Genomic DNA, 25762 nt, shown 5'->3' on the forward strand with positions numbered 1-25762 from the left:
GCGTGTCGGCGGTGGCGCAGGCGTGCGATTCGTATGCGCCGGGCGGTGGCCAGTCCGGCGGCGACGCCACGCAAGGCAAGAGCGGTTACTGAGCGGGATGCGGGGCATGATCGGTCATGCTCTTTTTTGCGATTCAATTCGTTCTTAAATGGAATCAATTTAAGCGAGATTGCGTGTTTATCGGCTGAATCGATTCGAATAGAGTGCGATTCACTCCCATCCACTCACGAAGGAATCCGTCATGAACGCCAACCGCCTGAACGATTTCGCCGCGACGCTGCTGCGCGTCGCCCTCGGCGTGCTGTACCTCGCGCACGTCGCACAGAAGGTCTTTGTTTTCACGTTGCCCGGCACCGTGCAGTTCTTCGCGTCGATCGGCCTGCCGGGCTGGCTCGCCTACCTGACCACGTTCGTCGAACTGGCGGGCGGCCTGGCGCTGCTCGCGGGGGTCCGCGTGCGCATCGCCGCGCTGGTGCTGCTGCCGTTCATGCTCGGCGCGGTCGCCGCGCATCTGCCGAACGGCTGGAGCTTCGCATCGCCGCACGGCGGCTGGGAATATCCGGCGTTCTGGGCCGTCACGCTGGCCGTGCAGGCCCTGCTGGGCGGCGGCGCGTTCGCGCTCGGCACGCGGGAGGCCGCGCTCCAGCGCGCATGACCTGACGGAAAGCCGACGAAACCGGCACGCGGTTCGGCGTGACCGGTTCCGGTGACACCCCGTTTGCCGATATCATCGCTCCCTGTATCCGCAATCGAGCGGCGCCTGCCATACGGCCGGCGCCGCGCGGCTTTTTCGGGGGAATTCATGACGGTCATCGTGGTGGCGAATCCGAAGGGCGGCGTGGGCAAGAGCACGCTGTCCACCAATCTAGCCGGCTATTTCGCGGCGCAAGGCGCATGGGTCGCGCTGGCCGACCTGGACCGGCAGCAGTCCGCGCATGCGTGGCTCGACCTGCGGCCGGCTGGCTTGCCGGCGATCGAGGCGTGGGAACTCGATCCGGAGGCGCCGTCGAAGCCGCCGCGCGGGCTGGAATATGCGGTGATCGATACGCCGGCCGGCCTGCACGGCACGCGGCTCAACGTCGCGCTGCAACTGGCCGACAAGGTGATCGTGCCGCTGCAGCCGTCGATGTTCGATATTCTCGCGACCCAGCAGTTTCTGGAGCGCCTCGCCGGCGAGAAGGCCGTGCGCAAGGGCAGCGTCGAGGTCGGGATCGTCGGGATGCGGGTCGACGCGCGCACGCGCTCGTCCGACCAGCTGCACCGGTTCGTCGAGGGGCTCGGCCTGCCGGTGCTCGGCTACGTGCGCGACACGCAGAACTACGTGCAGATCGCCGCGCACGGCCTGACGCTGTGGGACGTCGCGAAAAGCCGCGTCGAGAAGGATCTCGAACAGTGGCGGCCGATCGTCGAATGGGCCGAACGCCGCGCGCCGAAGGCCGAGAAGGCCGCCAAGGCAGCGTCCTGAACGCCCGGCCGTCCGGCCGATGCGACCTCCAATGAGAAAGGGCCGGATCCCGTCGCGCACGGTATCCGGCCCTTCGGTCGCCAGCGGCATCGCTGCACCGCGCGCCACGGCACGCGGGCATGCCGCTCAGGTCACGTCCAGTTCTGCGTCGGCACGTGATCGCGGTGGCCCTTGATCTTGTTGCCTTCGTCGATGAACACGAGCTTCGGCTTCCAGCCGGCCTGCAGCTCGGCTTCGTCGACCATCGCGAACGCCGCGATGATCACGAGGTCGCCGAGCTGCGCGCGGCGCGCGGCCGAGCCGTTCAGCGAGATCATCCCGCTGCCGCGCTCGCCCTTGATCGCGTACGTCGAGAAACGCTCGCCGTTGTTGATGTTCCAGATGTCGATCCGTTCGTTTTCGATGAGGCCCGCCGCTTCGAGCAGGTCTTCGTCGATCGCGCACGAACCTTCGTAGTGCAGTTCGCAGTGCGTGACCGCCGCGCGGTGGATCTTCGATTTGAGCATGTGGCGCTGCATGGTGTCTCCGTGATGCGTCGTGAGAGGCGCGGGCGGGCCGCCCGTCAGATTTCCAGGTTGTCGATGAGGCGCGTCGCGCCGAGTTTCGCGGCCGCGAGCACGACGAGCGGCTCGCCGGCTTCGAGTTCGGCGGCGCTCGGTGCGACCAGGTTCGCGCGGCGGCGGATCGCGATGTAGTCGGGCGCCCAGCCGCGTTCGGCCAGGTGCGTGTGCGCGTGCTGCTCGAGCTTGCCGAGGTCGCGCTCGCCGCCGAGCACGCTGTCGCGCACGCGCTGCAGCGTTTTCGCCAGCTCGGGCGCTTCCCTGCGCTCGTCGGGCGTCAGGTAGCGGTTGCGCGACGACAGCGCGAGGCCGTCCTCGTCCCGCACGGTCTCGGCCGCGATGATCTCGACCGGCAGCGCGAGCTGCTGGCACATGCGGCGCACGATCATCAACTGCTGGTAATCCTTCTTGCCGAACACGGCGACGCGCGGCTGCACGCACGACATCAGTTTCGTGACGACCGTGCACACGCCGGCGAAGAAGCCGGGCCGGAACTCGCCTTCGAGAATCCCGCCGAGATCGTCCGGCGGCAGCACGCGGTATTCCTGCGGCTCAGGGTACATGTCGCGCTCGGTCGGCGCGAACAGCACGTATACGTTTTCCTGCTGCAGCTTCTCGATATCGTCCTGGAGCGTGCGCGGGTACTTGTCGAAATCCTCGTTCGGGCCGAATTGCAGCCGGTTGACGAAGATGCTCGCCACGACCGGGTCGCCGTGCTGGCGCGCGAGGCGCATCAGCGACAGGTGCCCTTCGTGCAGGTTGCCCATGGTCGGCACGAACGCCGTGCGGTTCTGTCCGCGCAGCTGGTCGCGCAGTTCCTGGATCGAGCTGATGACTTTCATGATCGGGTAGCGGGTTCCTCGCGCAGGCGCGCGTTGGCGCCGCAGCAGCGGCGTCGGGGTCGAAGCGGAGAACGCCGGCGCGCGGGCGGCGCATCGGGCGTCGGCGGATTGTAGAGGATTTGGCCGCGCGACGCATCGATAAAAGAACGATCGTTCACTTTTTGTCGAGGCTTGCCGGATACGTGTCGGATACGCGCCGGACGGCCACCCGCCGCGGCGAAGCGGCGAGCGTCGGAGCGAACCGGGAACGGGAGGCGACGGGGCGGCCCTTATGCGGGCAGGTACGCGAGACGCACGTAGATCGGCGCGAACGGCTCGGCCTGCGTGATCTCGAGCAGCGATTCGCGCGCGAGTTCGAGCATCGCGATGAAGTTCACGACGACGACCGGCACGCCGCGCGACGTGTCGAACAGGTCGGCGAACTCCATGAAGCGCGCGTTCTGCAGCCGGCGCAGGATCAGGCTCATGTGTTCGCGCACCGACAGCTCCTCGCGGGAGATTTTGTGGTGCTGGACGAGCTTCGCGCGCTTGAGCACGTCGGCCCACGCGGCGCGCAGGTCGTCCGAATTCACGTCGGGAAAGCGCGGCGTGACGCTTTGCTCGATGTACACCTCGGCGCGCAGGAAATCGCGGCCGAGCTGCGGCAGCTGGTCGAGCCGCTGCGCGGCGAGCTTCATCTGCTCGTACTCGAGCAGCCGGCGCACGAGTTCGGCGCGCGGGTCCTCGGCTTCCTCGCCGGTGTCGGCCTTCTTGACCGGCAGCAGCATCCGCGACTTGATCTCGATCAGCATCGCGGCCATCAGCAGGTACTCGGCCGCGAGCTCGAGGTTCGACGCGCGGATCTGGTCGACGTAGCCGAGGTATTGCGCGGTGACCTGCGCCATCGGGATGTCGAGCACGTTGAAGTTCTGCTTGCGGATCAGGTACAGCAGCAGGTCGAGCGGGCCTTCGAACGTCTCGAGGAACACCTCGAGCGCATCGGGCGGGATGTAGAGGTCCTGCGGCAGCTTGAAGAGCGGCTCGCCGTACAGGCGTGCGAACGCCGCGACACCGTCGACCGTGTCGGGCGTCGAATCGGCGCCCGCGGGCGCGGCGATCGCGTCGTCCTGCCGGGCGGCGCTGGCCTCGTCGGCGGCGCTCACGTCGTCAGAAGTTCTGGTAGTAGACGTACGGCGTTTGCTTCACGCGCGACTCCTGCTGCTCGGCGCGCTCTTCGAGATCGATCGGCTGCTTGTCCCACAGCAGGGAACGGCCCTTGCGCTGCTCTTCTTCGAGCGTCGGCTTCTGCTGCTTGAGCTGGTTCAGGAACTGCGTGACGTCGGACTGGTACGGCATGGCTGGATCTTCCGTTTCGGGCGGCGCACGACGCGCCGGATTCGCGATGGCGGGATTTTACCGCATCACGGGGAACAGCCGGCGCCAATCGCGCGTCGAAACCGCGGGCCGGTGCCTAGCACTCTTTCACAATCGTTTGGCTGTGACGCCCGCGCCCTGTGGTCAAATACAGGGTTTTCCACGAAACCGTGACAATCCAGGACGGCGAGGTCATATTTGGCGGGGCAGTCGAACCAGCAAGCACACACGGCGCATGACGCAGGCCCGCGCGCGGCACGCGCTCGCGCCGGCGCCGCGGCCCGCGTCGCGCGGGCGGCCCTCGCGGGTTGCCTGGCCGCGTGCTTCGCGGTGCCGGCCCACGCGAAGTACGACGTCGACATCGACGCGCCGCGCTCGATCCGCAAGCTCCTCAAGACCCATCTCGACATCGCGCGCTTCGCGAAGCGCGACGACATCAGCGACGACCAGTTCGACTTCCTCGTGACCGCCACGCCGCAGCAGGTGCGCGACCTGGCCGCGACGGCCGGCTATTTCTCGCCGGTCGTGCGCACCGACGTGCGCACGCGCGACGGCAAGCGCGACGTGCGCATCGCCGTCGACCCGGGCAAGCAGACCGTCGTGTCGACGGTCGACCTGACGTTCAAGGGGCCGGTCGAGACCGAGGATCCGAAGCAGGAGACCGCCACCCGTTTCGCGTTCTCGATGAAGCCGGGCGACCCGTTCACGCAGTCCGACTGGGACAGCGCGAAGGGCGCGGCGCTGCGGCAACTGCAGGCGCGCCGCTATCTCGGCGCGAAGATCGCGTCGTCCGAGGCGCGCATCGATCCGCGCACGCAGCGTGCGACGCTCGCGGTCACGTTCGACAGCGGCCCGACGTTCACGATCGGCAAGGTTGATGTCGACGGCGTGCGTCGTTATCCGGAAAAGATCGTCACGAACGTCAATCCGTTGTCGGAAGGCGAGATCTACGACGTGCAGCGGATCGCGGAATTGCAGCGGCAGCTGCAGAACACGCCGTACTACGCGAGCGTCGCGATCGACGTCGGCGACGATACGTCGAAGCCCGAGCGCACGCCCGTGCACGTGAAGGTCAGCGAGTTCCCGTACAACAACATCCGCGGCGGCGTCGGCTTCGCCACCGATACGGGGCCGCACGTACAAGGCTCCTATACGTATCTCGACACGTTCGGCGCCGCGTGGCCGCTGACTGTCTCGGGCCGGCTCGACCAGATCCAGCAGTACGGGCAGGTCCAGCTGTCGATGCCGCCGGGCGAGAAGGGCTGGACCAACAGCGTGCTCGCGTCGTACACGAACACCAACGTGTCGGACACCCGCATCTACAGCGCGCGGGTCGGCGTGCAGCGTACGCGCACCGGGCAGTTCATCGACTATTCGTATTCGCTGATGTACTACCAGGATCGGCTCGACCAGAACGGCGCGGGGCCGACCACGAGCCGCGCGCTCGTGCCGCAATGGGCGTGGACCCGCCGCAACGTCGACGATCCGCTGTTTCCGCGCTCGGGCAACCTGATTCATGCGGAGGCCGGCTTCGCGGTCAAGGGCGTGCTGGCCGACGAGACCTTCATCCGCGGCTACGCGCGCGGGCAGCAATACCTGCCGATCGGCAAGCGCGACCTGTTCGTGTTCCGCGCGGAGCTCGGCGGCGTGTTTACGAGCGGCAGCTCGACCGGCGTGCCGGCGTCGCTGCTGTTCCGCGCCGGCGGCTCGAACTCGGTGCGCGGCTACGGCTACCAGAGCATCGGCAACAGCGTCGACGGCTCCGTTCTGCCGACCAAGTACCTGATGACGGGTACGGCCGAATACCAGCACTGGTTCAACCGCGACTGGGGCGCTGCGACGTTCTTCGACATCGGCACCGCGACCGATGCGTGGGGCGAGCGCGTGTTCTACCCGGGCGTGGGCGTCGGTGCGCGCTGGCGCAGCCCGGTCGGCCCGATCAACGTCGACGTCGCGTACGGCCTGCGCAACCACAGCGTGCGCCCGTACCTGACGCTCGGCATCGCTTTCTGAACCTGCCGCCCTATTGACGACCTGACGACCCGCACGACGAACCGCATGACGAAGGACCCGAACGACACGCCGCCGCCTCACGATCCGGATTCGCCCGACGGTGCGCCCGACACGCCGCCGCGCGCGCCGCGCCGTGGCCGTGCGTGGCGTGTCGTCGCGTGGACGCTTGCGACGGTCGTGCTGCTCGTCGTGCTGGCAGTGGGGCTCGTGGCCGGCGCGGTGACGACCGAGCGCGGGACGCGACTCGCGTGGCAGGTGGCCGGCAAGGTGCTCGGGACACGGCTCGCGGGCACGCTCGAAGGCGGCTCGCTCGCGACCGGCGTGCGGTTGCGCGGGTTCGCGTGGACCAGCCCCGACGGCACCGGCACCGAGGTCCGCATCGACCGGCTCGACGGCCGCTGGGCACTGACGCGTGCGCCGTGGCGGCTGTCCATCGCCTATCTGCGCGCCGGCACGATCGACGTGCGGATCGCGCCGGGGCCGTCGACACCGAGTACGACGCCGCAGGACCTGAGCCTGCCGCTGCAGGTGCGGATCGACGACCTGCGCGTCGATCGCCTCGCGATTCACGAAGGCGGCTCGACGACGCAGCTCGACCATCTCGCGCTGAACGGCCGCAGCGACGGCCGTCACCATGAACTCGTGCTCGACGGCGTCGATACGCCGTACGGCGCGCTGACCGCGCGCGCGAAGCTCGACGGCGTGAAGCCGTTCGCGCTGACCGGTGAAGCGACCTACGCGGGCAAGCTGTCGGACGAGCCGGTCGACGCGCGGGCCCGCGTGTCGGGCTCGCTCGAGGCGCTCGTCGCCGACGTCGACGCGAGCGGGATGAAGCTGAACGGGCGCGCGCACGTCGAGGCCGCGCCATTCGGCACGGTGCCCCTCACGCGCGCGTCGCTCGCGTTCGACCACGTGAACCCGCAGGCACTGTCGCCCGGTGCGCCCGCGGCCGATCTCGCGGTGCGCGCCGAACTCGCACCGGTGACCGCGCCGGCAGGCTCGGCGCCCGCGAAGGGCTTCGCGGTGACGGGCCCGGTGTCGATCGTCAACGCGAAACCCGGTACGCTCGGCGACCATCTGCTGCCGGTGATCGACGCGCATGCGACCGTGCATCTCGACGCGCACGCGCAACGGATCGACGGCCTCGCGCTGAAGCTGATCCGCGACGGCAGCGTGACGGGCGGCGGCACGCTCACGGGCGGCAAGGGCCGCTTCGATCTGAAGGTCGCGAACCTCGACCTGAACGCGTTCGTCGCCGAACTGCGGCCGATGCGCCTCGGCGGCCCGCTCGGCGTGACGCTCGCGGGCGACGTGACGACCGTCGATTTCAACCTGAACGATCCGAAGCTCGCGCTGGGCGCGCGCGCCAAGGTCGCGCTCACGCAGCAGCAGACCGTGCTGACCGATACGCGCGTGACTGCGGCCAAGGGACGCATCGACCTGACGGGCGTGTTCCGCCACGACGCGCACTCGAGCTATGACGCGAAGGCGACGCTGACCGCGTTCGATCCGCTGCTGCTCGCCGCGATGAGTGCGCCGAAGGCGGGCGGCGGCAAGGCGCCGGCGAAGGCCGCCAAGGCCCCGGCCAAGCGCGGCGAAACGCGCGTGTCGGGCACGCTGACCGCGTCGGGCGCGTTCGCGCCGCAGGTCTCGACGAAAGCGACCTTCAAGCTCGCCGACAGCCTGTACGACGGCGTGCCGCTGACCGGCGCCGGCGTCGTGCAGCTCGCCGGCTCGCGCATCCTGCCGAGCAACGCGAACCTGTCGATCGCCGGCAACCACGTCGACCTGCGCGGCAGCTTCGGCGCACCCGGCGACCGGCTGCGCTTCGTCGTCGACGCGCCGCAGCTCGACCGCCTCGGCTTCGGCATCGAAGGGCTCGTGCAGGCGCAGGGCGACCTGACCGGCAGCTTCGCGCATCCGAACGTGACGGCGACCTACAAGGCCGAGCACGTCGTCGTCGGCTCGAACCGGATCGGCACCGCCCAGGGCCGCGCGGACATCCGCGACGGCGCGCACGGCGCGCTCGTGTTCACGGCCGACGCGGCCGACATCGCGCTCGGCTCGTTCAAGCTGAAGTCGTTGCGCGCGAACCTCGACGGCACGCGCGCGAAGCACACGCTCGACGCATCGGCGCTCGGGATGGCCAGCGGCCGCGTGATCGACCTGACGCTCGCGGCGAACGGCGGCGTGGTCGAGAACCGCGACGGCATGCGCTGGGACGGCACCGTCACGCGTCTCGCGAATCGCGGCACGCCGGCGCTCGCGCTGCAGGCGCCGTTGACGATATCGGCCGGCGCCGGTCGTGTGACGCTCGGCGCGACGCGGTTCACGCTCGAAGGCGCGGCGATCGACCTGAAATCGTTCGTGTTCGATCGCGGCCAGATGCGCTCGGCGGGCACCGTGACCGGTGCATCGGTCGCGCGTTTCCTCGAGGTGCGCCAGGCGCTGACCGGCCAGCGGCCGCCGGTGCGGACCGACGTCGTGCTCGATGCCGACTGGGATTTCTCGCTCGGTGCGAACGCGACGGGCCACGTGCAGGTGAAGCGCCGCGGCGGCGACGTGACGATCGAGAGCGGGCGCGGCATCGCGTCGCTCGGCCTGACCGATCTGTCCGCCCGGGCGAGCTTCGCGCCCGGCAACCGGCTCAACGTGACGGCGCTCGCGAAGGCGAGCCGGATCGGCACGCTCGACGCGAACGTCACGGTGCCGTTCGCGTTGCGCGACGGCGTGTTCGGCATCGTCGACGACGGTCCGCTGTCGGGCCGCATCGATGCCGACATCCCGGCGCTGAAGACCACCGGCAACCTGTTCGGGCCGAGCTACCTGCTCGGCGGGCGCGCGGCGCTGAAGCTGACGGTTTCCGGCACGCCGGTGAAACCGAACCTGTCGGGGACGCTGACGGGCGACGAGCTGTCCGCGACGCTGATCGACCAGGGCGTGCAGCTGAAGGACGGCATCGTGCGCGTGAAGCTGTCGGACAACCTCGTCGAATTCCAGCAGGTCGAATTTCACGGCGGCGACGGCACGCTGCGCGCGCTCGGCCGCGTGCGCCTCGACGGCGAGGCGCCGGACCTGACCGCGAGCATCGTCGCGGACAAGCTCGAACTGTTCGCGGCGCCCGATCGCAAGCTGTCGCTGTCGGGCAAGGCCACCGTCGCGAACGACGGGCCGCGCGGCGCGCTGTCGATCGACGGCAAGTTCGTGGTCGACCGCGCGCTGTTCGACCTGCCCGAGCAATCGGCGCCGCACCTGTCGGACGACGTCGTGATCGTGCAGCCGGACGGCACGGTGCGCGGCGAGACGCCGACCGGCACCGCGGTCGCGAAGCCGAAGGCGGTCGAGGACAAGCCGGCGCCATCGCTCGCGCCGCGCGCGAACATCGACGTCGGGCTCGGCAACAACTTCCGCTTCAAGGGGCACGGCGCGGATCTGGGGCTGCGCGGCACGATCACCGTGATGAGCGCGCCGGGCGTGCCGCTGCGCGCGGTCGGCAACGTGCGTGTGACCGAAGGTTCGACGTACACGACGTTCGGCCGCAAGCTCGCGATCGAGAACGGCTTCTTCACGTTCAACGGCCCGGTATCGAACCCGGGCGTCAACATTCTCGCGATGCGGCGCAACCAGGAGGTCGAGGCCGGCGTGCAGGTGACGGGCACGATCCAGTCGCCGACCGTCAAGCTCGTGTCGGAGCCGAACGTCACCGACAACGAAAAGCTGTCGTGGCTGCTGTTCGGGCACGGCACCGACCAGGGCAACAACGTCGGCCAGCAGGGCGCGATGACGGCGGCGCTCGGGCTGCTCGGCAGCGTGACCGGCAAGCGCGTCGCGCAGACCTTCGGCCTCGACGAGGTGTCGGTCGGCCGTAGCGAAGTCGGCCTGACCGATCCGCAGGTCGTGCTGGTGTCGAAGGCGATCAACGAGCGGTTCGTGCTCGGCTTCGAGCAGGGGCTGCAATCGGCGAGCAACGCGTTCAAGGCGACGATCAACCTGACGCGCTTCTGGTCGGTGTCCGCGTACGGCGGCACGTTCCAGGGCGTCGACCTGAACTACACGCGGCGCTTCGATCGCTGGTTCGGGCAGCGGTGACGGCGGATGCGGCTTACCGGGCAGCGATAAAAAAGCCCCGCACGATTCGACATCGTGCGGGGCTTTTTGCGGCGGCAGCAGTGCGTTCTGCTTACTTCACGCGCATGCCGGGCTTCGCGCCGCTGTGCGGTTCGAGGATGTAGAGGCCCGGTTCCGCCTTCTCGTCGGTGGCCGACGCGGCGAGCACCATCCCTTCGGACAGGCCGAACTTCATCTTGCGCGGCGCGAGATTCGCGACCATCACGGTCAGCTTGCCGACGAGCTGCTCGGGCTGGTACGCGGACTTGATGCCCGAGAACACGTTGCGGGTCTTTTCCTCGCCGACGTCGAGCGTGAGCTGCAGCAGCTTGTCCGACCCTTCGACCGCCTGGCACGCGACGATCTTCGCGATGCGCAGGTCGATCTTCGCGAAATCGTCGATCGAGATCGGCGCGTCGTCGGCGCCGTTCACGACGGCCGGCTTCGCGTTCGCCTTGGCGTTGCTCTTCGCGTCCTTCGCAGCATTGGCGCCGCCGGCGGCCGCGCCGGCTGCATCGGCCTGCAGCGAATCGCGGTTCGCGGCGAGCAGCGCTTCGATCTGCTTCGCATCGACGCGCGTCATCAGGTGCTGGTACGCCTTGATCGGCTGCGCCGACGACAGCGGCTTCGCGGCATCGGCCCACGCGAGCGGCGCGATCCCGAAGAACGCCTCGACCGCTGCGGCGACGCGCGGCATCACCGGCTTCAGCGCGAGCGACAGCAGGCGGAAGGCCTCGAGGCTCACGCTGCAGGTTTCGTGCAGCGCGACCGCGTTGGCCGGATCCTTCGCGAGATCCCACGGCTTCGCGCCGTCGACGTATGCGTTCACTTCGTCCGCGAGCTCCATCGTGTGGCGCAGCGCGCGGCCGTATTCGCGCGCTTCGTAGCTCGCGGCGATCTGTGGAATCGCATCGCGCAGCTTCGCGACGAGCGGATGATTCATCGCGCTGTCCTGCACGCGGCCGTCGAAACGCTTGATCAGGAAGCCGGCCGCGCGGCTCGCGATGTTCACATACTTGCCGACGAGATCGCTGTTCACGCGCGCCTGGAAGTCGTCGAGGTTCAGGTCGATGTCTTCCATCGTCGCGTTCAGCTTCGCGGCGAAGTAGTAGCGCAGCCACTCCGGGTTCAGGCCGGTGTCGATGTAGCTCTGCGCGGTGATGAACGTGCCGCGCGATTTCGACATCTTCGCGCCGTCGACGGTCAGGAAGCCGTGCGCGAACACGTTGGTCGGCGTGCGGTGGCCCGAGAACTCGAGCATCGCGGGCCAGAACAGCGTGTGGAAGTACAGGATGTCCTTGCCGATGAAGTGGTACTGCTCGGCCTTCGAGCCGGGACGGATCCACGCATCGAAATCGATGCCGTTGCGCTCGCACAGGTTCTTGAAGCTCGCGTAGTAGCCGACCGGCGCATCGAGCCACACGTAGAAATACTTGCCGGGCGCGCCCGGGATCTCGAAGCCGAAGTACGGCGCGTCACGCGAGATGTCCCAGTCGGCGAGCTTGGCTTCGCCCGCGTCGCCGAGCCATTCGCGCATCTTGTTGGTCGCTTCGGGCTGCGCGAGGCCGCTCACCCATTCGCGCAGGAACGATTCGCAGCGCGGGTCGGACAGGCGGAAGAAGTAGTGCTTCGAGGTCTTGCGCACCGGCGTCGCGCCGGACACGACCGAATACGGGTTCAGCAGTTCGGTCGGCAGGTAGGTCGAGCCGCACACTTCGCAGTTGTCGCCGTACTGGTCCTTCGCGTGGCACTTCGGACACTCGCCCTTGATGAAGCGGTCCGGCAGGAACATTTCCTTGACCGGATCGTACGCCTGCTCGATTTCGCGCTCGGCGATCAGGCCGGCTTCCTGCAGCGCGAGATAGATCTTCTCGCTCAGCACGCGGTTCTCGTCCGAATCGGTCGAGTAGAAGTTGTCGAACGACACGCCGAAGCTGTCGAAGTCGCGCTTGTGCTCGGTCCACACGCGGTCGATCAGCTGCTTCGGGGTCAGGCCTTCCTTCTCCGCGCGCAGCATGATCGGCGTGCCGTGCGTATCGTCGGCGCCGATGTAGTAGACCTCATGGCCATGCATTCGCAGCGCCCGCACCCAGATGTCGGTCTGGATGTACTCGACCAGGTGGCCGATGTGGATCTGCCCGTTGGCATAGGGCAGTGCGGACGTAACGAGGATCTGGCGGCTGCCTTGCGGCGCCGCAGCCTGCACGGAAGTGAGGTCGGATGCGGACATAGGGTCTGGAGAAGAACAGCGGGAAAAACGACGGGAAACTGCGATTCTAGCAGGGGCGCGGGCCAGCGCGGCGGGCCGGCGCCGCGGACCGGGCGGCGGAAGGGGTGAGGCCGCACACGCGGCATGCCGGGCGACGTTGTGCTGCAGCGCAGCACGAATTCTCCGGGCAAAAAAAACCGGGGCGGATACGGCCCCGGAGCAACAACGACAAGAGGAGAATGGTGACGCGCCGGCAACACCAGCCGCGTACCGTAAATACTGACCACGGCCTGCGACAGAAGTTCGAAAATTTTTTCGATTTGTTACCGGCCCCGCCCAAAGCCTTGCCAGGCGGGGCTGTGCGGGCAGGCTGCCCGCACGATTCCTCTCGTGGTCGCGCTTACTGATGCTGTTGCGGTGCGCGCAGGTAGATCTCGACGCGGCGGTTCTGTGCGCGGCCGGCTTCGGTCGCGTTGTCCGCGATCGGGTTCGATGCGCCCATGCCTTGCGCCGACAGGCGGCCGCCGTTCACGCCGCGCTGCACGAGCGCGTTCACGACGCTTTGCGCGCGATTCTGCGACAGCGTCTGGTTCAGCTGGGCCGAGCCCGTGCTGTCCGTGTAGCCGACGATCGATGCCGTCACTTGCGGGTTCTGGTTCAGCGTCGTCGCGAGGTCGTTCAGCAGCGGCGTGAACGCCGGCGTGATCGCGTACTGGTTCGTCGCGAACGTGACCGAGCTCGGCACGTTCAGCTTCAGCGAGCCGTCCGGCTGCTCGGTCACCTGCGTGCCCGTCTGCGCTGCCGACGGTGCGAGCTTGTTCTTGATCGCTTGCCAGTTGTAACCCGTCACGCCACCGACCAGTGCGCCGACGCCCGCGCCGATCGCCGCGCCCTTGCCGCCACCGGCCAGCGCGCCGATCCCCGCGCCCAGCGCCGCACCCGTGCCGGTGCCGACGGCCGTATTGTTGCCTTGCTGCGTGGCGCAGCCTGCCAGCAGTGCGCCGGCGAGTGCGAATACGGACAGGCGAGTCGCGATTTTCATGTTCATCTTGGATTCCTCTCTTGGTTGAACGAGTCGACAACGACGACAAACAACAGTTACGGCTCCCTGCGCGGGCCGTCCGAAAAAGGAAGGCCGGCCTGCGCTCGCGGCAGCCGCCGAGGCGGTCGCATGCCCTGTCCGTCAGCGTGGCTGTTCGGACAGCGCGACGCGTCAGCCTCTACAATATAGGCGGTTAGTGGCCGATTTGGCCCTATAGCGTGCCGCACGCGAAGAGTGCGCCGGGTCGCGCGTTCGCGCAATGGCGTGCAACAGATTCTTTCACTTTTCCCGATTTTCGCAGCGTAATTTGATATTTTTTGACGTTTGCGCGCGAGAAAAACGTTTTCACGGAGTTTCGATGAGCATTGACCGGGCACAAGTCGACGCCGCGCTGGCGGCAGTCGTCGACCCCAATACCGGCCGCCCGTACGCGGCGAACAAGGGCGTGCGCAACGTCGCGATCGACGGCGATGTCGTGGCGCTCGACGTGGTGCTCGGTTATCCGGCGCGCAGCCAGCACGACGACGTGCGTGCACGCGTCGCCGCGGCGCTCCAGGCCGTGCCGGGCGTGCGCGACGCGCGCGTCGCCGTGTCGCAGGAGATCGTCGCGCATACGGTGCAGCGCGGCGTGAAGCTGTTGCCGAATGTGAAGAACATCGTCGCGGTCGCGTCGGGCAAGGGCGGCGTCGGCAAGAGCACGACGGCCGTGAACCTCGCGCTGGCGCTGGCCGCGGAAGGCGCGTCGGTCGGCATTCTCGACGCCGACATCTACGGCCCGTCGCTGCCGACGATGCTGGGCATCCACGGCCAGCGCCCCGAGTCGCCCGACAACCAGTCGATGAACCCGCTGGTCGGCCACGGGCTGCAGGCGAACTCGATCGGCTTCCTGATCGAGGAAGACAACCCGATGGTGTGGCGCGGCCCGATGGCGACGTCGGCCCTCGAGCAGCTGCTGCGCCAGACCAACTGGCGCGAGCTCGACTACCTGATCGTCGACATGCCGCCCGGCACGGGCGACATCCAGCTCACGCTCGCGCAGCGCGTGCCCGTCACCGGCGCGGTGATCGTCACGACGCCGCAGGACATCGCGCTGCTGGACGCGAAGAAGGGGCTGAAGATGTTCGAGAAGGTCGGGATTCCGATCCTCGGCATCGTCGAGAACATGAGCATCCACATCTGCTCGAACTGCGGCCACGAAGAGCACATCTTCGGCGCGGGCGGGGCGGAGCGGATGGCGCAGGATTACGGCGTGAACGTGCTCGGCAGCCTGCCGCTCGACATCGCGATCCGCGAGCGCGCCGACAGCGGCACGCCGACGGTCGCGGCCGAGCCGGACGGCGCGCTCGCGCGTCGTTACCGCGACATCGCGCGCGGGGTGGCGCTGGCGATTGCCGAGCGATCGCGCGACATGACGTCGAAGTTCCCGTCGATCGTTGTTCAAAATACGTAAAACCCTTGCGGGGCGGGGCCTCACGCTGTTTACGGCGCCGCGAGGCGCGGTATCATGGCGACTTTTCCCGGGTCCCTTTACCCGCCCGGCGCGGCCGCCGTGTCAAACGGCCGTCAGCCGGCATGAGGATCGAATGAAACAACGACATCACGGCGTGCGCGCCGGCCGCGCGCAGCGCGCGCTGCTGGCCGCCGCCGCGCTGGGCCTGCTGGCCGGCTGTACCTCCTTTTCCTCGTCGCACGAAAAACGGGCCGACGCCCAGCTGCAGTCGACGGTCGGCTCGCAGGCGCGCGGTGCGGTGACGTTCGTCGAGCGCCCGGACGGCGTGCAGGTCACCTACAACCTGGTCGGCCTGCCGCCGAACAGCGATCACGCGCTGCAGGTGCACGAACGCGGCGACTGCAACGCGGGCGACGGCTCGAGCGCCGGCCAGGTGTTCGCGCCGGCCGCCGACCGGCTGCGCGCCGGCGCGCGCGTTGCCGGCGATCTCGGCAACATCCATGCGGATGCGAACGGCGTCGCGGCCGGCTTCATCGTCGCACCCGATTTGGCCCTCGATGGCGTGCGCTCGGCGATGAACCGTGCGGCGCTGGTGCATCGCGACGCGAGCGACCCGGCGTTTGCGCAGCATGGCGCGGGGCCCGCGCTGGCCTGCGGCGTGATCCGTTGACGGCCGCCGCGTGCGCGAGCCGATGATCGCGTAAAATGTCCGCCTTTCCCGGCCGCCGCCTTGCGCGAGCGGCCCTCCCTGACCGTCACGCAGCGTTTCCAGGCGCCCTGATATGAAACGACCCCAACGCTCACTTCGTTCGCTGTCCCCCGAGGGGACGGCCAGCCTCCTCGGGACGGCCCTGCGGAGGCTGGCATGAGCATCAAGTCCGACAAATGGATTCGGCGCATGGCCGAAGAGCACAAGATGATCGAGCCGTTCGTGCCCGATCAGGTCCGCGCGTCCGAGGACGGCCGCCGGATCGTCAGCTACGGCACGTCGAGCTACGGCTACGACATCCGCTGCGCGGACGAATTCAAGATCTTCACCAACATCAACTCGACGATCGTCGATCCGAAGAACTTCGACGAGGGTTCGTTTGTCGATTTCAAGGGCGACGTGTGCATCATCCCGCCGAACTCGTTCGCGCTGGCCCGCACCGTCGAATATTTCCGCATCCCGCGCACCGTGCTCACCGTCTGCCTCGGCAAGTCGACCTACGCGCGCTGCGGGATCATCGTCAACGTGACGCCGTTCGAACCCGAGTGGGAAGGCTACGTCACGCTGGAATTCTCGAACACCACGCCGTTGCCCGCGAAGATCTACGCGAACGAAGGCGTCGCGCAGGTGCTCTTCTTCGAAAGCGACGAGGTGTGCGACGTGTCGTACGCCGATCGCGGCGGCAAGTATCAGGGGCAGCGCGGTGTCACGCTGCCGAAAACCTGATCTGGTTGCATAACGTCTCACCAGTTTCCGGGTGACCGCTGCGCGTGACGCGCCGCGGTCGTTCTTTTTGGAGAATCGCCCATGAAGTTTCGTTTCCCCGTCGTCATCATCGACGAAGATTTCCGCTCCGAGAACATCTCGGGCTCCGGCATCCGGGCGTTGGCCGAAGCGATCGAGAAGGAGGGCGTCGAAGTCCTCGGCCTCACGAGCTACGGCGATCTGACGTCGTTCGCGCAGCAATCGAGCCGCGCGTCGTGCTTCATCCTGTCGATCGACGACGACGAACTCATGCTCGGCGAAACCGGCCCGGACGGCGAGCTGCCCGAGCTCGCGACCGCGATCATCGAGCTGCGCGCGTTCGTCACCGAAGTGCGCCGCCGCAACGCGGACATCCCGATCTTCCTGTACGGCGAGACGCGCACGTCGCGCCATCTGCCGAACGACATCCTGCGCGAACTGCACGGCTTCATCCACATGTTCGAGGACACGCCGGAATTCGTCGCGCGCCACATCATCCGTGAAGCGAAGGTTTATCTCGATTCGCTCGCGCCGCCGTTCTTCAAGGAGCTCGTCAAGTACGCGGACGAAGGCTCGTACTCGTGGCACTGCCCGGGCCACTCGGGCGGCGTCGCGTTCCTGAAGAACCCGCTCGGCCAGATGTTCCACCAGTTCTTCGGCGAGAACATGCTGCGCGCGGACGTGTGCAACGCGGTGGACGAACTCGGCCAGCTGCTCGACCACACCGGCCCGGTCGCGGCGTCCGAACGCAATGCGGCGCGCATCTTCAGCGCCGACCACCTGTTCTTCGTGACCAACGGCACGTCGACGTCGAACAAGATCGTCTGGCACGCGACGGTCGCGCCCGGCGACATCGTGCTGGTCGACCGCAACTGCCACAAGTCGATCCTGCACGCGATCACGATGACGGGCGCGATCCCCGTGTTCCTCACGCCGACGCGCAACCATTTCGGCATCATCGGGCCGATCCCGCGCGACGAATTCAAGCCGGAGAACATCCGCAAGAAGATCGAGGCGAACCCGTTCGCGCGCGAGGCGCTGCGCGAGAACCCGGACATGAAGCCGCGCATCCTGACGATCACGCAAAGCACGTACGACGGCGTGGTCTACAACGTCGAGATGATCAAGGACCTGCTCGGCGACCTGCTCGACACGCTGCACTTCGACGAAGCGTGGCTGCCGCACGCGACGTTCCACGATTTCTACCGCGACATGCACGCGATCGGCGACGGCCGGCCGCGCACGGGCGCGCTCGTGTTCGCGACGCACTCGACGCACAAGCTGCTCGCGGGCATCTCGCAGGCGTCGCAGATCGTCGTGCAGGATTCGGAGAACCGCACGTTCGACAAGCACCGCTTCAACGAGGCGTACCTGATGCACACGTCGACGAGCCCGCAGTACGCGATCATCGCGTCGTGCGACGTCGCGGCCGCGATGATGGAGCCGCCGGGCGGCACCGCGCTCGTCGAGGAATCGATCGCCGAGGCGATCGACTTCCGTCGCGCGATGCGCAAGGTCGACGCCGAATACGGCGACGACTGGTTCTTCAGCGTGTGGGGCCCGGACAACCTGTCCGAGGAAGGCATCGGTTCGCGCGAGGACTGGATGCTGAAGCCGAACGACCACTGGCACGGCTTCGGCCCGCTCGCGGAAGGCTTCAACATGCTCGACCCGATCAAGGCGACGATCATCACGCCGGGGCTCGACGTCGACGGCGAGTTCGGCGAGACCGGCATTCCGGCCGCGATCGTCACGAAGTACCTGGCCGAGCACGGGATCATCGTCGAGAAGACCGGCCTGTACTCGTTCTTCATCATGTTCACGATCGGCATCACGAAGGGCCGCTGGAACTCGATGGTGACCGAGCTGCAGCAGTTCAAGGACGACTACGACAACAACCAGCCGCTGTGGCGCGTGCTGCCGGAATTCGTCGCGCAGCATCCGCGCTACGAGCGTGTCGGCCTGCGCGACCTGTGCACGCAGATCCACGACGTGTACCGCGCGAACGACATCGCCCGCCTGACGACGGAGATGTACCTGTCGGACATGGAGCCGGCGATGAAGCCGTCGGACGCGTTCGCGAAGCTCGCGCACCGCAAGATCGACCGCGTGCCGCTCGACGAGCTCGAAGGCCGCGTGACGAGCATCCTGCTCACGCCGTACCCGCCGGGTATTCCGCTGCTGATTCCGGGCGAGCGCTTCAACAAGACGATCGTGAACTACCTGCGGTTCGCGCGCGACTTCAACGAGCGCTTCCCGGGCTTCCACACCGACATCCACGGCCTCGTCGCGGAAGAGGTGAACGGCCGCGTCGAGTACTTCGTCGACTGCGTGCGCGACTGATGGCGACGCACGGACGACTCCGGGCGATGCGCGCGGCGCTGGCCGCGCTCGTCGTCTGGACGGCAGGATTGGCGGGGCTCGCGGGCGCGGGCGTCGCCCATGCGGAAGTCGCGGCGGCCGACCCGATCGACGTCGCGATGCGGCAGTGTCTCGCGCGGCGCGACCGGTCGTCGCCGGCCGGCCAGATCCAGTGCATGGGCGAAGCGCAGCAGCAGTGGCAGACAGTGATGGACGGCGCGTACCAGCGCCTGTTGAAGGACGCGCCGGCCGACGCGAAGCGCGGCTGGCAGGACAGCCAGCGCCGCTGGCTCACGTGGCGCAAGGACGAAGTGCTGCTGCTGAAGGCCGTGTACGACACGACGCGCGGCACCGCGTATGCGATGTCGAGCGCCGACCTGCAGCTGCAGCCGGTGCGCGATCGCGCGCTGGCGTTGCGCGGGGCGGCCGATCGCTATGCGCCGCCGCCCGCCGCCGTGCCGGTTGCGGCGACGAGCGGTGCGCAGGGCGGTGCGGCTGCGGCGGCCGCGCCGGCCGGTACGAAGCCGGCGAACGCGCCGCGCGAGCCGGCGGTGCGCCGCGTGCGACCGTGCGTGCAGGATGCCGCGTGCGAGCATGCGCTGTTCGACCTGAACCGCTATTACCAGAAGCTGCGCCGCAAGATGCCCGCGCATTCGGCCGGGACGCTCGTGCGCGCGCAGCGCGCGTGGGTGGCGTTCCGCGATGCGACGGCGCCGCTCGTCGGCGAGGATGGCCGCGTCGACCTGATCGGCGCGCGCATCGCGACGATGAAGCGGCTGTCGGAGACGGCCGGCAACCGGTAACGGCGCGCCGCTTTCGAGTGGGCGACACGACGGAACGGGCACCCTCGGGTGCCCGTTTTGCATGGCGCGGTGGGCTGCCTACGCGGGCTGCGACGTGCCTTGCAACCCGAACCACGACGGCACGAGCGCGATCGCGTCGTCGAGCGACGCAAGCACGTGCAGGCTCAGCGCGACGATCTCGGGCGTCGGCGCCTTCAGATCGGGCACGGTGACGACCGCCGCGCCTGCGCCTGCGGCCGACTGCGCGCCGAAGTCGCTGTCCTCGAACGCGACGCACGCGTGGGCCGGCACGCCGAGGCGCTCGGCCGCGAGCCGGTAGACGGCCGGGTCGGGCTTGCCGCGCGCGACTTCGTCGCCGCCCGCGATCGCGCGGAAGAACGGCAGCACGCCGACCGCGCCGAGCCGCGCGCGGATCACGTCGCCCGCGGACGACGACGCGACCGCGCACGGAATGCCGGCCTGCGCGAGCGCGTCGAGCAGCGCGAATGCGCCGGGTTTCAGCGGAAACTTCGGATGCGGCTCGGGCGCCGCGAGCTGTTCGCGCACGCGGATGCGCACCGCGTCGAACGTAGCGGGGTCGCCGATCAGCCGTGCCAGGATCACCTGGCCTTCGGCGAACGAACGGCCGACGATCTGCAGGTAATCGATCTCGGTCAGCACGACGCCGTGCGCATTCGACACGTCGATCCACGTGTTCATGATGGTCCGCTCGGAATCGACGAGCAGGCCGTCCATGTCGAAGAGCGCGGCGGAAAAGGTCATCGGGGGCGTCCGTGAAGCGGGGAAGGCGACGGGCGGCGCGCTGGCTGCCCGAATGAAAAACGGACGCCGAAGGCGTCCGTCCGGAACCGCAGGCCGTTACTTGCCGAGCGCGGCGCGGGCCGCCTTGACGGCCGCACGCACCTGGTCGGGCGCGGTGCCGCCCGGATGGTTGCGGCTCGCGACCGAACCCTCGAGCGTCAGGTAGCCGAACACGTCGTCGCCGATCAGGTGCGCGACGTTCGGCAGTTCCTGCTTCATTTCGTCGAGCGTCAGGTCGGCGAGGTCGATGCCGCGGTCGTCGCAGATCTTCACCGCGTGCGCGACCGCTTCGTGCGCGTCGCGGAACGGCAGGCCGCGCTTCACGAGGTAGTCGGCGAGGTCGGTGGCGGTCGAGAAGCCCTGCAGTGCGGCCGCGCGCATCGCGTCCGGCTTCACGGTGATGCCGGCAACCATCTCGGCGAAGATCCGCAGCGTGTCGGCGACGGTGTCGACCGTATCGAACAGCGGTTCCTTGTCTTCCTGGTTGTCTTTGTTGTACGCGAGCGGCTGGCCCTTCATCAGCGTGAGGAGCGCCATCAGGTGGCCGTTCACGCGGCCGGTCTTGCCGCGTGCGAGCTCGGGCACGTCCGGGTTCTTCTTCTGCGGCATGATCGAGCTGCCGGTGCAGAAGCGGTCGGCGATGTCGATGAAGCCGACGCGCGGGCTCATCCACAGCACGAGTTCCTCGGAGAAGCGCGACACGTGCGTCATCACGAGCGCGGACGCGGCCGTGAATTCGATCGCGAAGTCGCGATCGGACACTGCGTCGAGCGAGTTCGCGCAGATGCCGTCGAAGCCGAGCGTCTTCGCGACCGCGTGACGGTCGATCGGGTAGCTCGTGCCCGCGAGCGCGGCCGCGCCGAGCGGCAGGCGGTTCACGCGGGTGCGGCAGTCGCGCATGCGTTCCGCGTCGCGCGTGAACATCTCGACGTACGCGAGCAGGTGGTGGCCGAACGTGACGGGCTGCGCGACCTGCAGGTGCGTGAAGCCCGGCATGATCGTGTCGGCGTTCTGTTCCGCGAGATCGATCAGCGCGCCGCGCAGGTCGTTCAGCAGGCCGCCGATGCGGTCGATTTCGCCGCGCAGCCACAGGCGGATGTCGGTCGCGACCTGGTCGTTGCGCGAACGGCCCGTGTGCAGGCGCTTGCCGGCATCGCCGATCAGCGCGGTCAGGCGCGCCTCGATGTTCAGGTGGACGTCTTCCAGGTCGAGCTGCCATTCGAATTCGCCACGCTCGATCTCGCCCTTGATCTGCGCCATCCCGCGTTCGATCGCGGCCAGGTCGTCGGCGCTGATGATCTTCTGCGCGGCGAGCATGTTCGCGTGCGCGAGCGAGCCGGCGATGTCGACGAGCGCGAGGCGCTTGTCGAAAAACACCGACGACGTGTAGCGCTTGACCAGCTCCGACATCGGTTCCGAGAAGCGGGCCGACCAGGCCTCGCCCTTTTTGTGCAGTTGGGACGTCATGGCGATTCTTCGAAGGGGAGTTGGGCGGCTGGGCGCCGCCGAGGGAATCTTGCGATTCTAACATTCGCGACGCGGGCGGCCGGCGCGCGCTACCGCGGGCCGCAGGTCAGCGGGCCGATGCGCGGCAGCGTGCCGTCGTCCGGCCGCCGGTACGCGAATTCGACGGTGCAGTCGCGGCCGCCGCCGGAGATCTGCAGGTGGTTGTTCGCGACGAGGCCGTCGACGAAGGTCAGGCCGTCGTAGCCGACGATCGTGCGCTGGCCGCTTTCGACGTGGCGGACCTCGAGCCCCGGCGGAAGCGGCGTGCCGTCCGGCGCGCGCAGTGCGATCGACGCGGCGCTGTAGCGTGTGACGGCGAAGTGCGCGAGCACGCCGGAGCGGGCCTGCGGCACGACGTCGAGCGTCGTGTCGGCGATCCGCGCGTCGGCCGGCAGCGCGCTGCCGTCGATCGCGACGCGATTGTTCTGGTACGCATTCAGGTCGGGCACCAGCAGGTAGCCGGCCCGGTCCGTCGCGCCGATCAGCCGGTTCTGGTGCAGCACGGGCACGCGCCCCGTGTCGGTCGAGACGAGCGCGAAGCCGTCGTCGACGCGGCGCGCCGTCATCCCCCGGCCGTCCATCAGCACGAACGCGCCCGTGACGTCGACCGCCGCGTTGCTGCGCCCGTCGAACGATTGCGCGAGCAGCGTGACCTGGCCGGCGCGGCCGAGATACTGCAGCTGACCCTGCCCGTAGCGCGTGCCCGCGTTGGTGCCGGCCTGCACGTTCCAGCCGAAGCCGCCGCCGTAGTCGGGCGGCCGCGATGCATTGAGCGTGTAGGTCGATTCGCCGTTCTGCCGCCCGGCGTTCGCGGAGACGGACGTGTTGCCGCCGAGCCCGATGCTCAGGCTCGCGAAGAAGCCGCGCGCGTCGCGTTGCCGGAAGTCCTGGAAGCCGCTGAACGCGATCGAGGTCAGCCCGCCGAGATTGACGAGATAAGCGATCGAGCCGATCCGCGACGCGGCGATGCCCGGATACTTGAGGGCCAGATAGCTGAACGACAGCGTTTGCGCGCGCAGGAACGGGAACGATACCGTCACGCGATCGGTGGCGCGCGAGACGGGCACGCCTTCGCGGCTGCCCAGGTCGACGTAGTCGCCGAATGCGCGCAGCGTCTGTGCGTCGATCGAGAAGCGCGACGTCACGTACTGGTAGCCGACGCCCGCCTGCACGCCGGTCCTGCCCGGCGCGCTGAGCGCCAGCGACGCGTTCGCCACGCCGCGTTCGCCGAGGCGCGCGAGCACGCCGGCGCCGGCGTTGTAGACGCCGGCCGTTGCTTCCCCGTGCGCTTCGACGGTCAGCCGCTCGCTGATCCCGTAGCGCAGCGAGCCGCTCGCCGCCGGTGTGCGCGCGTAGTCGAACGAATCGGTGCCGTACGCGCGGCGCAGGAAACCGGCTTCGAGCGAATGGCTGACGAGGCCGGGGGCCAGCAGGCGCGTATCGACGTACAGCGGAATCGACGTCGCGATCGAGCGGCCGAGCGCGTCGCGCGTGACGACCGTCGCGTTGCCCGCGCCGGTGATGCCCGGCACGCTGTTGATCACGAACGGCCCGCTCGGCACGTCGCCGCTGAACTGGCGCACGTTGTTCACGTACAGGTCGACCGACGTCGGCACGACCGCGCTGCCGGACAGCGCGGGCACCGGAAACGTGACGAGGTCGGGGCGCAGGCCGAAATTGCTGCGCCACTGCACGCCGCCCAGGCGCAGCGAGCGCGTCCAAGACAGCGACGACGAAATCGTGTCGCCGATCTGGGTCGTCGTGAGCGTGCGGGGATTCGAACGGGTCCATGACGTGTCGTAGCGCACGTAGCGCCGACGGTCGTCGTACAGGTACGCGATGCCGGTGCTGCTGAGTACGCCGGCCGGATCGAAATAGCGCGCCTCGCTCCAGACCGCGAGCGGTGCGCGCGCGATGGTTTGCGCGTAGGCATCGTAATTCAGCACGAAGCCGCGGCCGGACGTGGCCGGCGGCGCGGCGGCGAGCGCGCGCGTATCGAACGTGTGCGGAATGCGCAGTGCGTCGGGCACGCGCAGGTCGAGCGTTTGCCGGCCGGCGTCGTAAGCGTAGTGCAGCCCCGCGAGCGTATCGAGTGCGACGAGCGTGTTCGACGGTGCGTTCGCGGGGCCGCCGGTCGCGATGCCCAGATCGTTCAGGTCGGCGGAGGCCGCGTACAGCCGCCCGTCGATCTGCCGGAACCGGGCGATCCGGTGCGTCGGTTCGCCATTGAGCGACACGTCGAGATACAACCCGTCGGCTTGCGCCGCGGCGTCGGACACGGCGGTGGGCGGTACCGGCTGCGCGCATGCGGCGAGTGCGCGCAGCGCCAGTATCAACGCCAGCGCGAGCGGCGCGGCGGTGGGCCGGGCCGGCCCGGCGTGTCGCACGGGGCAGTCGGTCCGGAGGGTCTTGCTCGGCGGCGGCACGGGCAACGTCGTGCGATCCTGCTCGGGGGGCTCAGGGCGGCGTCAACCGGGCTTCGACCGGCTGCGCGTTGACGGTCGCCTGGATCTTGACGAAGCGCGTGCCGGCGTCGAGCTTGAGCGGCCAGCGTCGCGTACTGCTCGCGAGCGCATAGCCGAGCAGCCCGCGCGTGATCTCGTGGACGCCGCCTCGCGCATCGACCAACCGGACCGCGGAAATCTGCGCCCGCCGTCCGCCGCGATTGTCGACCGTGAGCTGCATGCCGGTCCCGTCGGGTTCGACGCGCCAGTCGAGGCGCGGGGACGCTTGCGCGGCATCGGGCTCGATGAATACGGGCACGGAATAGCGCAGCCGGATCGTCACGCCGTTGTCGACCGGCGTGCCCGGCGCGGGCAGTTCGTCGATCAGCACGCGATAGCTCTCCTCGGCGGCCGGCGAGCCGCGGCTCGTGCGCACGAGCCGGATCAACTGCTCGGCGTTCGCGTCGATCTGCAGCAGCGGCGGCGACGCGGCGAGCGCGTCGGTCGGCGTCATCACGTCGGTACCGTTTTCCTGCGTCCAGCGATAGGTGCGGACCTGGCCGTAGATCGGCCGGCCGCCCGGGTTGCTGAGCGTCATGCTCGCGGCGGCCGCCGATGGCGGCAGTTCGATCGTCACGGGCGTGATCTGCAGCGTGGCGGCATGCGAGACGGCCGCCGCCCACCCGACGCACAGCGCGGCAAAGGCGCGCGGGAACAATCGCACGGCCCGTCAGAAATAGACGGTGGCGGTGACCGAGGCCTCGTAGGTGTCGGGCTTCGGCGTCGCCTGCGCGGGCACCTGGCCGTACACGTTCAGCACCTGCGCGGAACCGGTGCCGGTGCCGCCGACCGTGTCGGTGCCTTGCGTGTTGCCCCAGATCGTCGAGTGGCCCGAGTCCTGGTAGAGCTGGTAGCCGACCGTCGTGCCGGTATTGCCGGCCGTGGTACCGCCCATCAGCCGGCTGGCGACGGTCGAGCCGGTTACCGCTCCGGCGTCGAGCCCGACGTTGTAGGGTGTCGAGTTCGTGCAGGTGACGGAGACCGTCGTCTGCCGGTTGACCGTCGATGCGAGTACGCCGGTCGTGCCGAATGCAAGCGGGTTCGCGGCGATCGTGCAGTTCGCCTGGATCGTGAGCGTGACGTTGAATTGCGCGGTGGCCGTGCCGTTCGAATAGACTGCGGCAACGGTGACGGGCTGCAGCACCGGCGCGAATGCGAACGTGGCTGCGAGCATGGCTGAAAAAACACGACGTCGGGAATCTGTCATTATGATTGTCTCCTGCCGTTCAAGGGGTCGCCCGGCCGCGGAGTGCCTGCCGCGTGGTCTGTCGCCGGTCGCCGTTACCGCTCTGT

General features: G+C 68.5%; 20 protein-coding genes. 9 read left to right on the top strand and 11 right to left on the bottom strand.

Features of this window, described 5'->3' with window-relative positions; all coding sequences use genetic code 11:
• Nucleotides 1–241: 241 nt before the first annotated feature.
• Nucleotides 242–655, top strand: coding sequence for a DoxX family protein (locus H0X91_RS13135; RefSeq protein WP_058901710.1), 414 nt, complete (start codon nt 242–244; stop codon nt 653–655).
• 147 nt (nt 656–802) lie between these two features.
• Complete coding sequence (locus H0X91_RS13140) at nt 803–1465, top strand: ParA family protein (RefSeq protein ID WP_058901709.1); 663 nt, start codon at nt 803–805, stop codon at nt 1463–1465.
• 131 nt (nt 1466–1596) lie between these two features.
• Here the strand turns inward: H0X91_RS13140 and panD are convergent, their stop codons facing one another.
• The 4 genes from panD to H0X91_RS13160 all read right to left on the bottom strand — a co-directional run bounded on the left by panD (nt 1597) and on the right by H0X91_RS13160 (nt 4202).
• Nucleotides 1597–1983, bottom strand: coding sequence for an aspartate 1-decarboxylase (gene panD, locus H0X91_RS13145; RefSeq protein WP_006484038.1), 387 nt, complete (start codon nt 1981–1983; stop codon nt 1597–1599).
• 44 nt (nt 1984–2027) lie between these two features.
• Nucleotides 2028–2867, bottom strand: coding sequence for a pantoate--beta-alanine ligase (panC, locus tag H0X91_RS13150; RefSeq protein WP_058901708.1), 840 nt, complete (start codon nt 2865–2867; stop codon nt 2028–2030).
• Nucleotides 2868–3136: 269 nt separating this feature from the next.
• Complete coding sequence (locus H0X91_RS13155; RefSeq protein WP_006478106.1) at nt 3137–4009, bottom strand: segregation and condensation protein A; 873 nt, start codon at nt 4007–4009, stop codon at nt 3137–3139.
• 4 nt (nt 4010–4013) lie between these two features.
• A complete protein-coding gene (locus tag H0X91_RS13160; protein ID WP_006484044.1) occupies nt 4014–4202 on the bottom strand; it encodes a DUF3460 family protein in 189 nt (62 codons plus the stop codon).
• 216 nt (nt 4203–4418) lie between these two features.
• Here H0X91_RS13160 and H0X91_RS13165 point away from each other — a divergent pair, with 216 nt between their 5' ends.
• Both H0X91_RS13165 and H0X91_RS13170 read left to right on the top strand, forming a co-directional pair.
• Nucleotides 4419–6233: an autotransporter assembly complex protein TamA gene (locus H0X91_RS13165; RefSeq protein WP_012492817.1), complete on the top strand. Its 1815-nt coding sequence runs from the start codon at nt 4419–4421 to the stop codon at nt 6231–6233.
• Between the two features lie 45 nt (nt 6234–6278).
• Nucleotides 6279–10322: a translocation/assembly module TamB domain-containing protein gene (locus tag H0X91_RS13170; RefSeq protein WP_196433084.1), complete on the top strand. Its 4044-nt coding sequence runs from the start codon at nt 6279–6281 to the stop codon at nt 10320–10322.
• A 91-nt stretch (nt 10323–10413) separates the two neighbouring features.
• Here the strand turns inward: H0X91_RS13170 and metG are convergent, their stop codons facing one another.
• Nucleotides 10414–12570: a methionine--tRNA ligase gene (gene metG, locus H0X91_RS13175; RefSeq protein ID WP_006493649.1), complete on the bottom strand. Its 2157-nt coding sequence runs from the start codon at nt 12568–12570 to the stop codon at nt 10414–10416.
• 379 nt (nt 12571–12949) lie between these two features.
• Complete coding sequence (locus H0X91_RS13180; RefSeq protein WP_006485420.1) at nt 12950–13597, bottom strand: OmpA family protein; 648 nt, start codon at nt 13595–13597, stop codon at nt 12950–12952.
• Between the two features lie 352 nt (nt 13598–13949).
• On the opposite strand from H0X91_RS13180, the gene apbC reads away from it, so the two are divergent.
• The 5 genes from apbC (at nt 13950) to H0X91_RS13205 (ending at nt 19658) form a co-directional block, all read left to right on the top strand.
• On the top strand, nt 13950–15041 hold the full coding sequence (gene apbC, locus H0X91_RS13185; protein WP_006485416.1) for an iron-sulfur cluster carrier protein ApbC: 1092 nt from the start codon (nt 13950–13952) through the stop codon (nt 15039–15041).
• Between the two features lie 133 nt (nt 15042–15174).
• Entirely contained in the window at nt 15175–15711 is a 537-nt protein-coding gene (sodC, locus tag H0X91_RS13190; protein ID WP_084750575.1) for a superoxide dismutase [Cu-Zn], read from the top strand.
• 195 nt (nt 15712–15906) lie between these two features.
• Nucleotides 15907–16476, top strand: a complete 570-nt coding sequence (dcd, locus tag H0X91_RS13195) for a dCTP deaminase (protein ID WP_006398615.1) — start codon at nt 15907–15909, stop codon at nt 16474–16476.
• Nucleotides 16477–16557: 81 nt separating this feature from the next.
• Nucleotides 16558–18837 carry an arginine/lysine/ornithine decarboxylase gene (locus tag H0X91_RS13200; protein ID WP_006497175.1) on the top strand — a complete coding sequence of 760 codons (2280 nt, stop codon included), beginning with the start codon at nt 16558–16560 and terminating at the stop codon, nt 18835–18837.
• On the top strand, nt 18837–19658 hold the full coding sequence (locus tag H0X91_RS13205; RefSeq protein WP_012492816.1) for a lysozyme inhibitor LprI family protein: 822 nt from the start codon (nt 18837–18839) through the stop codon (nt 19656–19658). The genes H0X91_RS13200 and H0X91_RS13205 overlap by 1 nt, the downstream gene beginning before the upstream one ends.
• A gap of 78 nt (nt 19659–19736) precedes the next feature.
• On the opposite strand, the gene H0X91_RS13210 is transcribed toward H0X91_RS13205, so the two are convergent.
• From H0X91_RS13210 to H0X91_RS13230, 5 genes are all read right to left on the bottom strand, one after another.
• Nucleotides 19737–20420 carry an HAD family hydrolase gene (locus H0X91_RS13210; protein WP_006497173.1) on the bottom strand — a complete coding sequence of 228 codons (684 nt, stop codon included), beginning with the start codon at nt 20418–20420 and terminating at the stop codon, nt 19737–19739.
• Nucleotides 20421–20516: 96 nt separating this feature from the next.
• Nucleotides 20517–21926, bottom strand: a complete 1410-nt coding sequence (argH, locus tag H0X91_RS13215; RefSeq protein ID WP_006484010.1) for an argininosuccinate lyase — start codon at nt 21924–21926, stop codon at nt 20517–20519.
• An 89-nt stretch (nt 21927–22015) separates the two neighbouring features.
• A complete protein-coding gene (locus tag H0X91_RS13220; RefSeq protein WP_084751052.1) occupies nt 22016–24352 on the bottom strand; it encodes a fimbria/pilus outer membrane usher protein in 2337 nt (778 codons plus the stop codon).
• A gap of 70 nt (nt 24353–24422) precedes the next feature.
• Nucleotides 24423–25133, bottom strand: a complete 711-nt coding sequence (locus H0X91_RS13225) for a fimbrial biogenesis chaperone (protein ID WP_006484014.1) — start codon at nt 25131–25133, stop codon at nt 24423–24425.
• A gap of 6 nt (nt 25134–25139) precedes the next feature.
• A complete protein-coding gene (locus tag H0X91_RS13230; protein WP_006484009.1) occupies nt 25140–25676 on the bottom strand; it encodes a Csu type fimbrial protein in 537 nt (178 codons plus the stop codon).
• Nucleotides 25677–25762: the final 86 nt, after the last annotated feature.

This window comes from Burkholderia sp. 9777_1386, from assembly GCF_015712265.1.
GTDB classification, from domain to species: domain Bacteria; phylum Pseudomonadota; class Gammaproteobacteria; order Burkholderiales; family Burkholderiaceae; genus Burkholderia; species Burkholderia cenocepacia.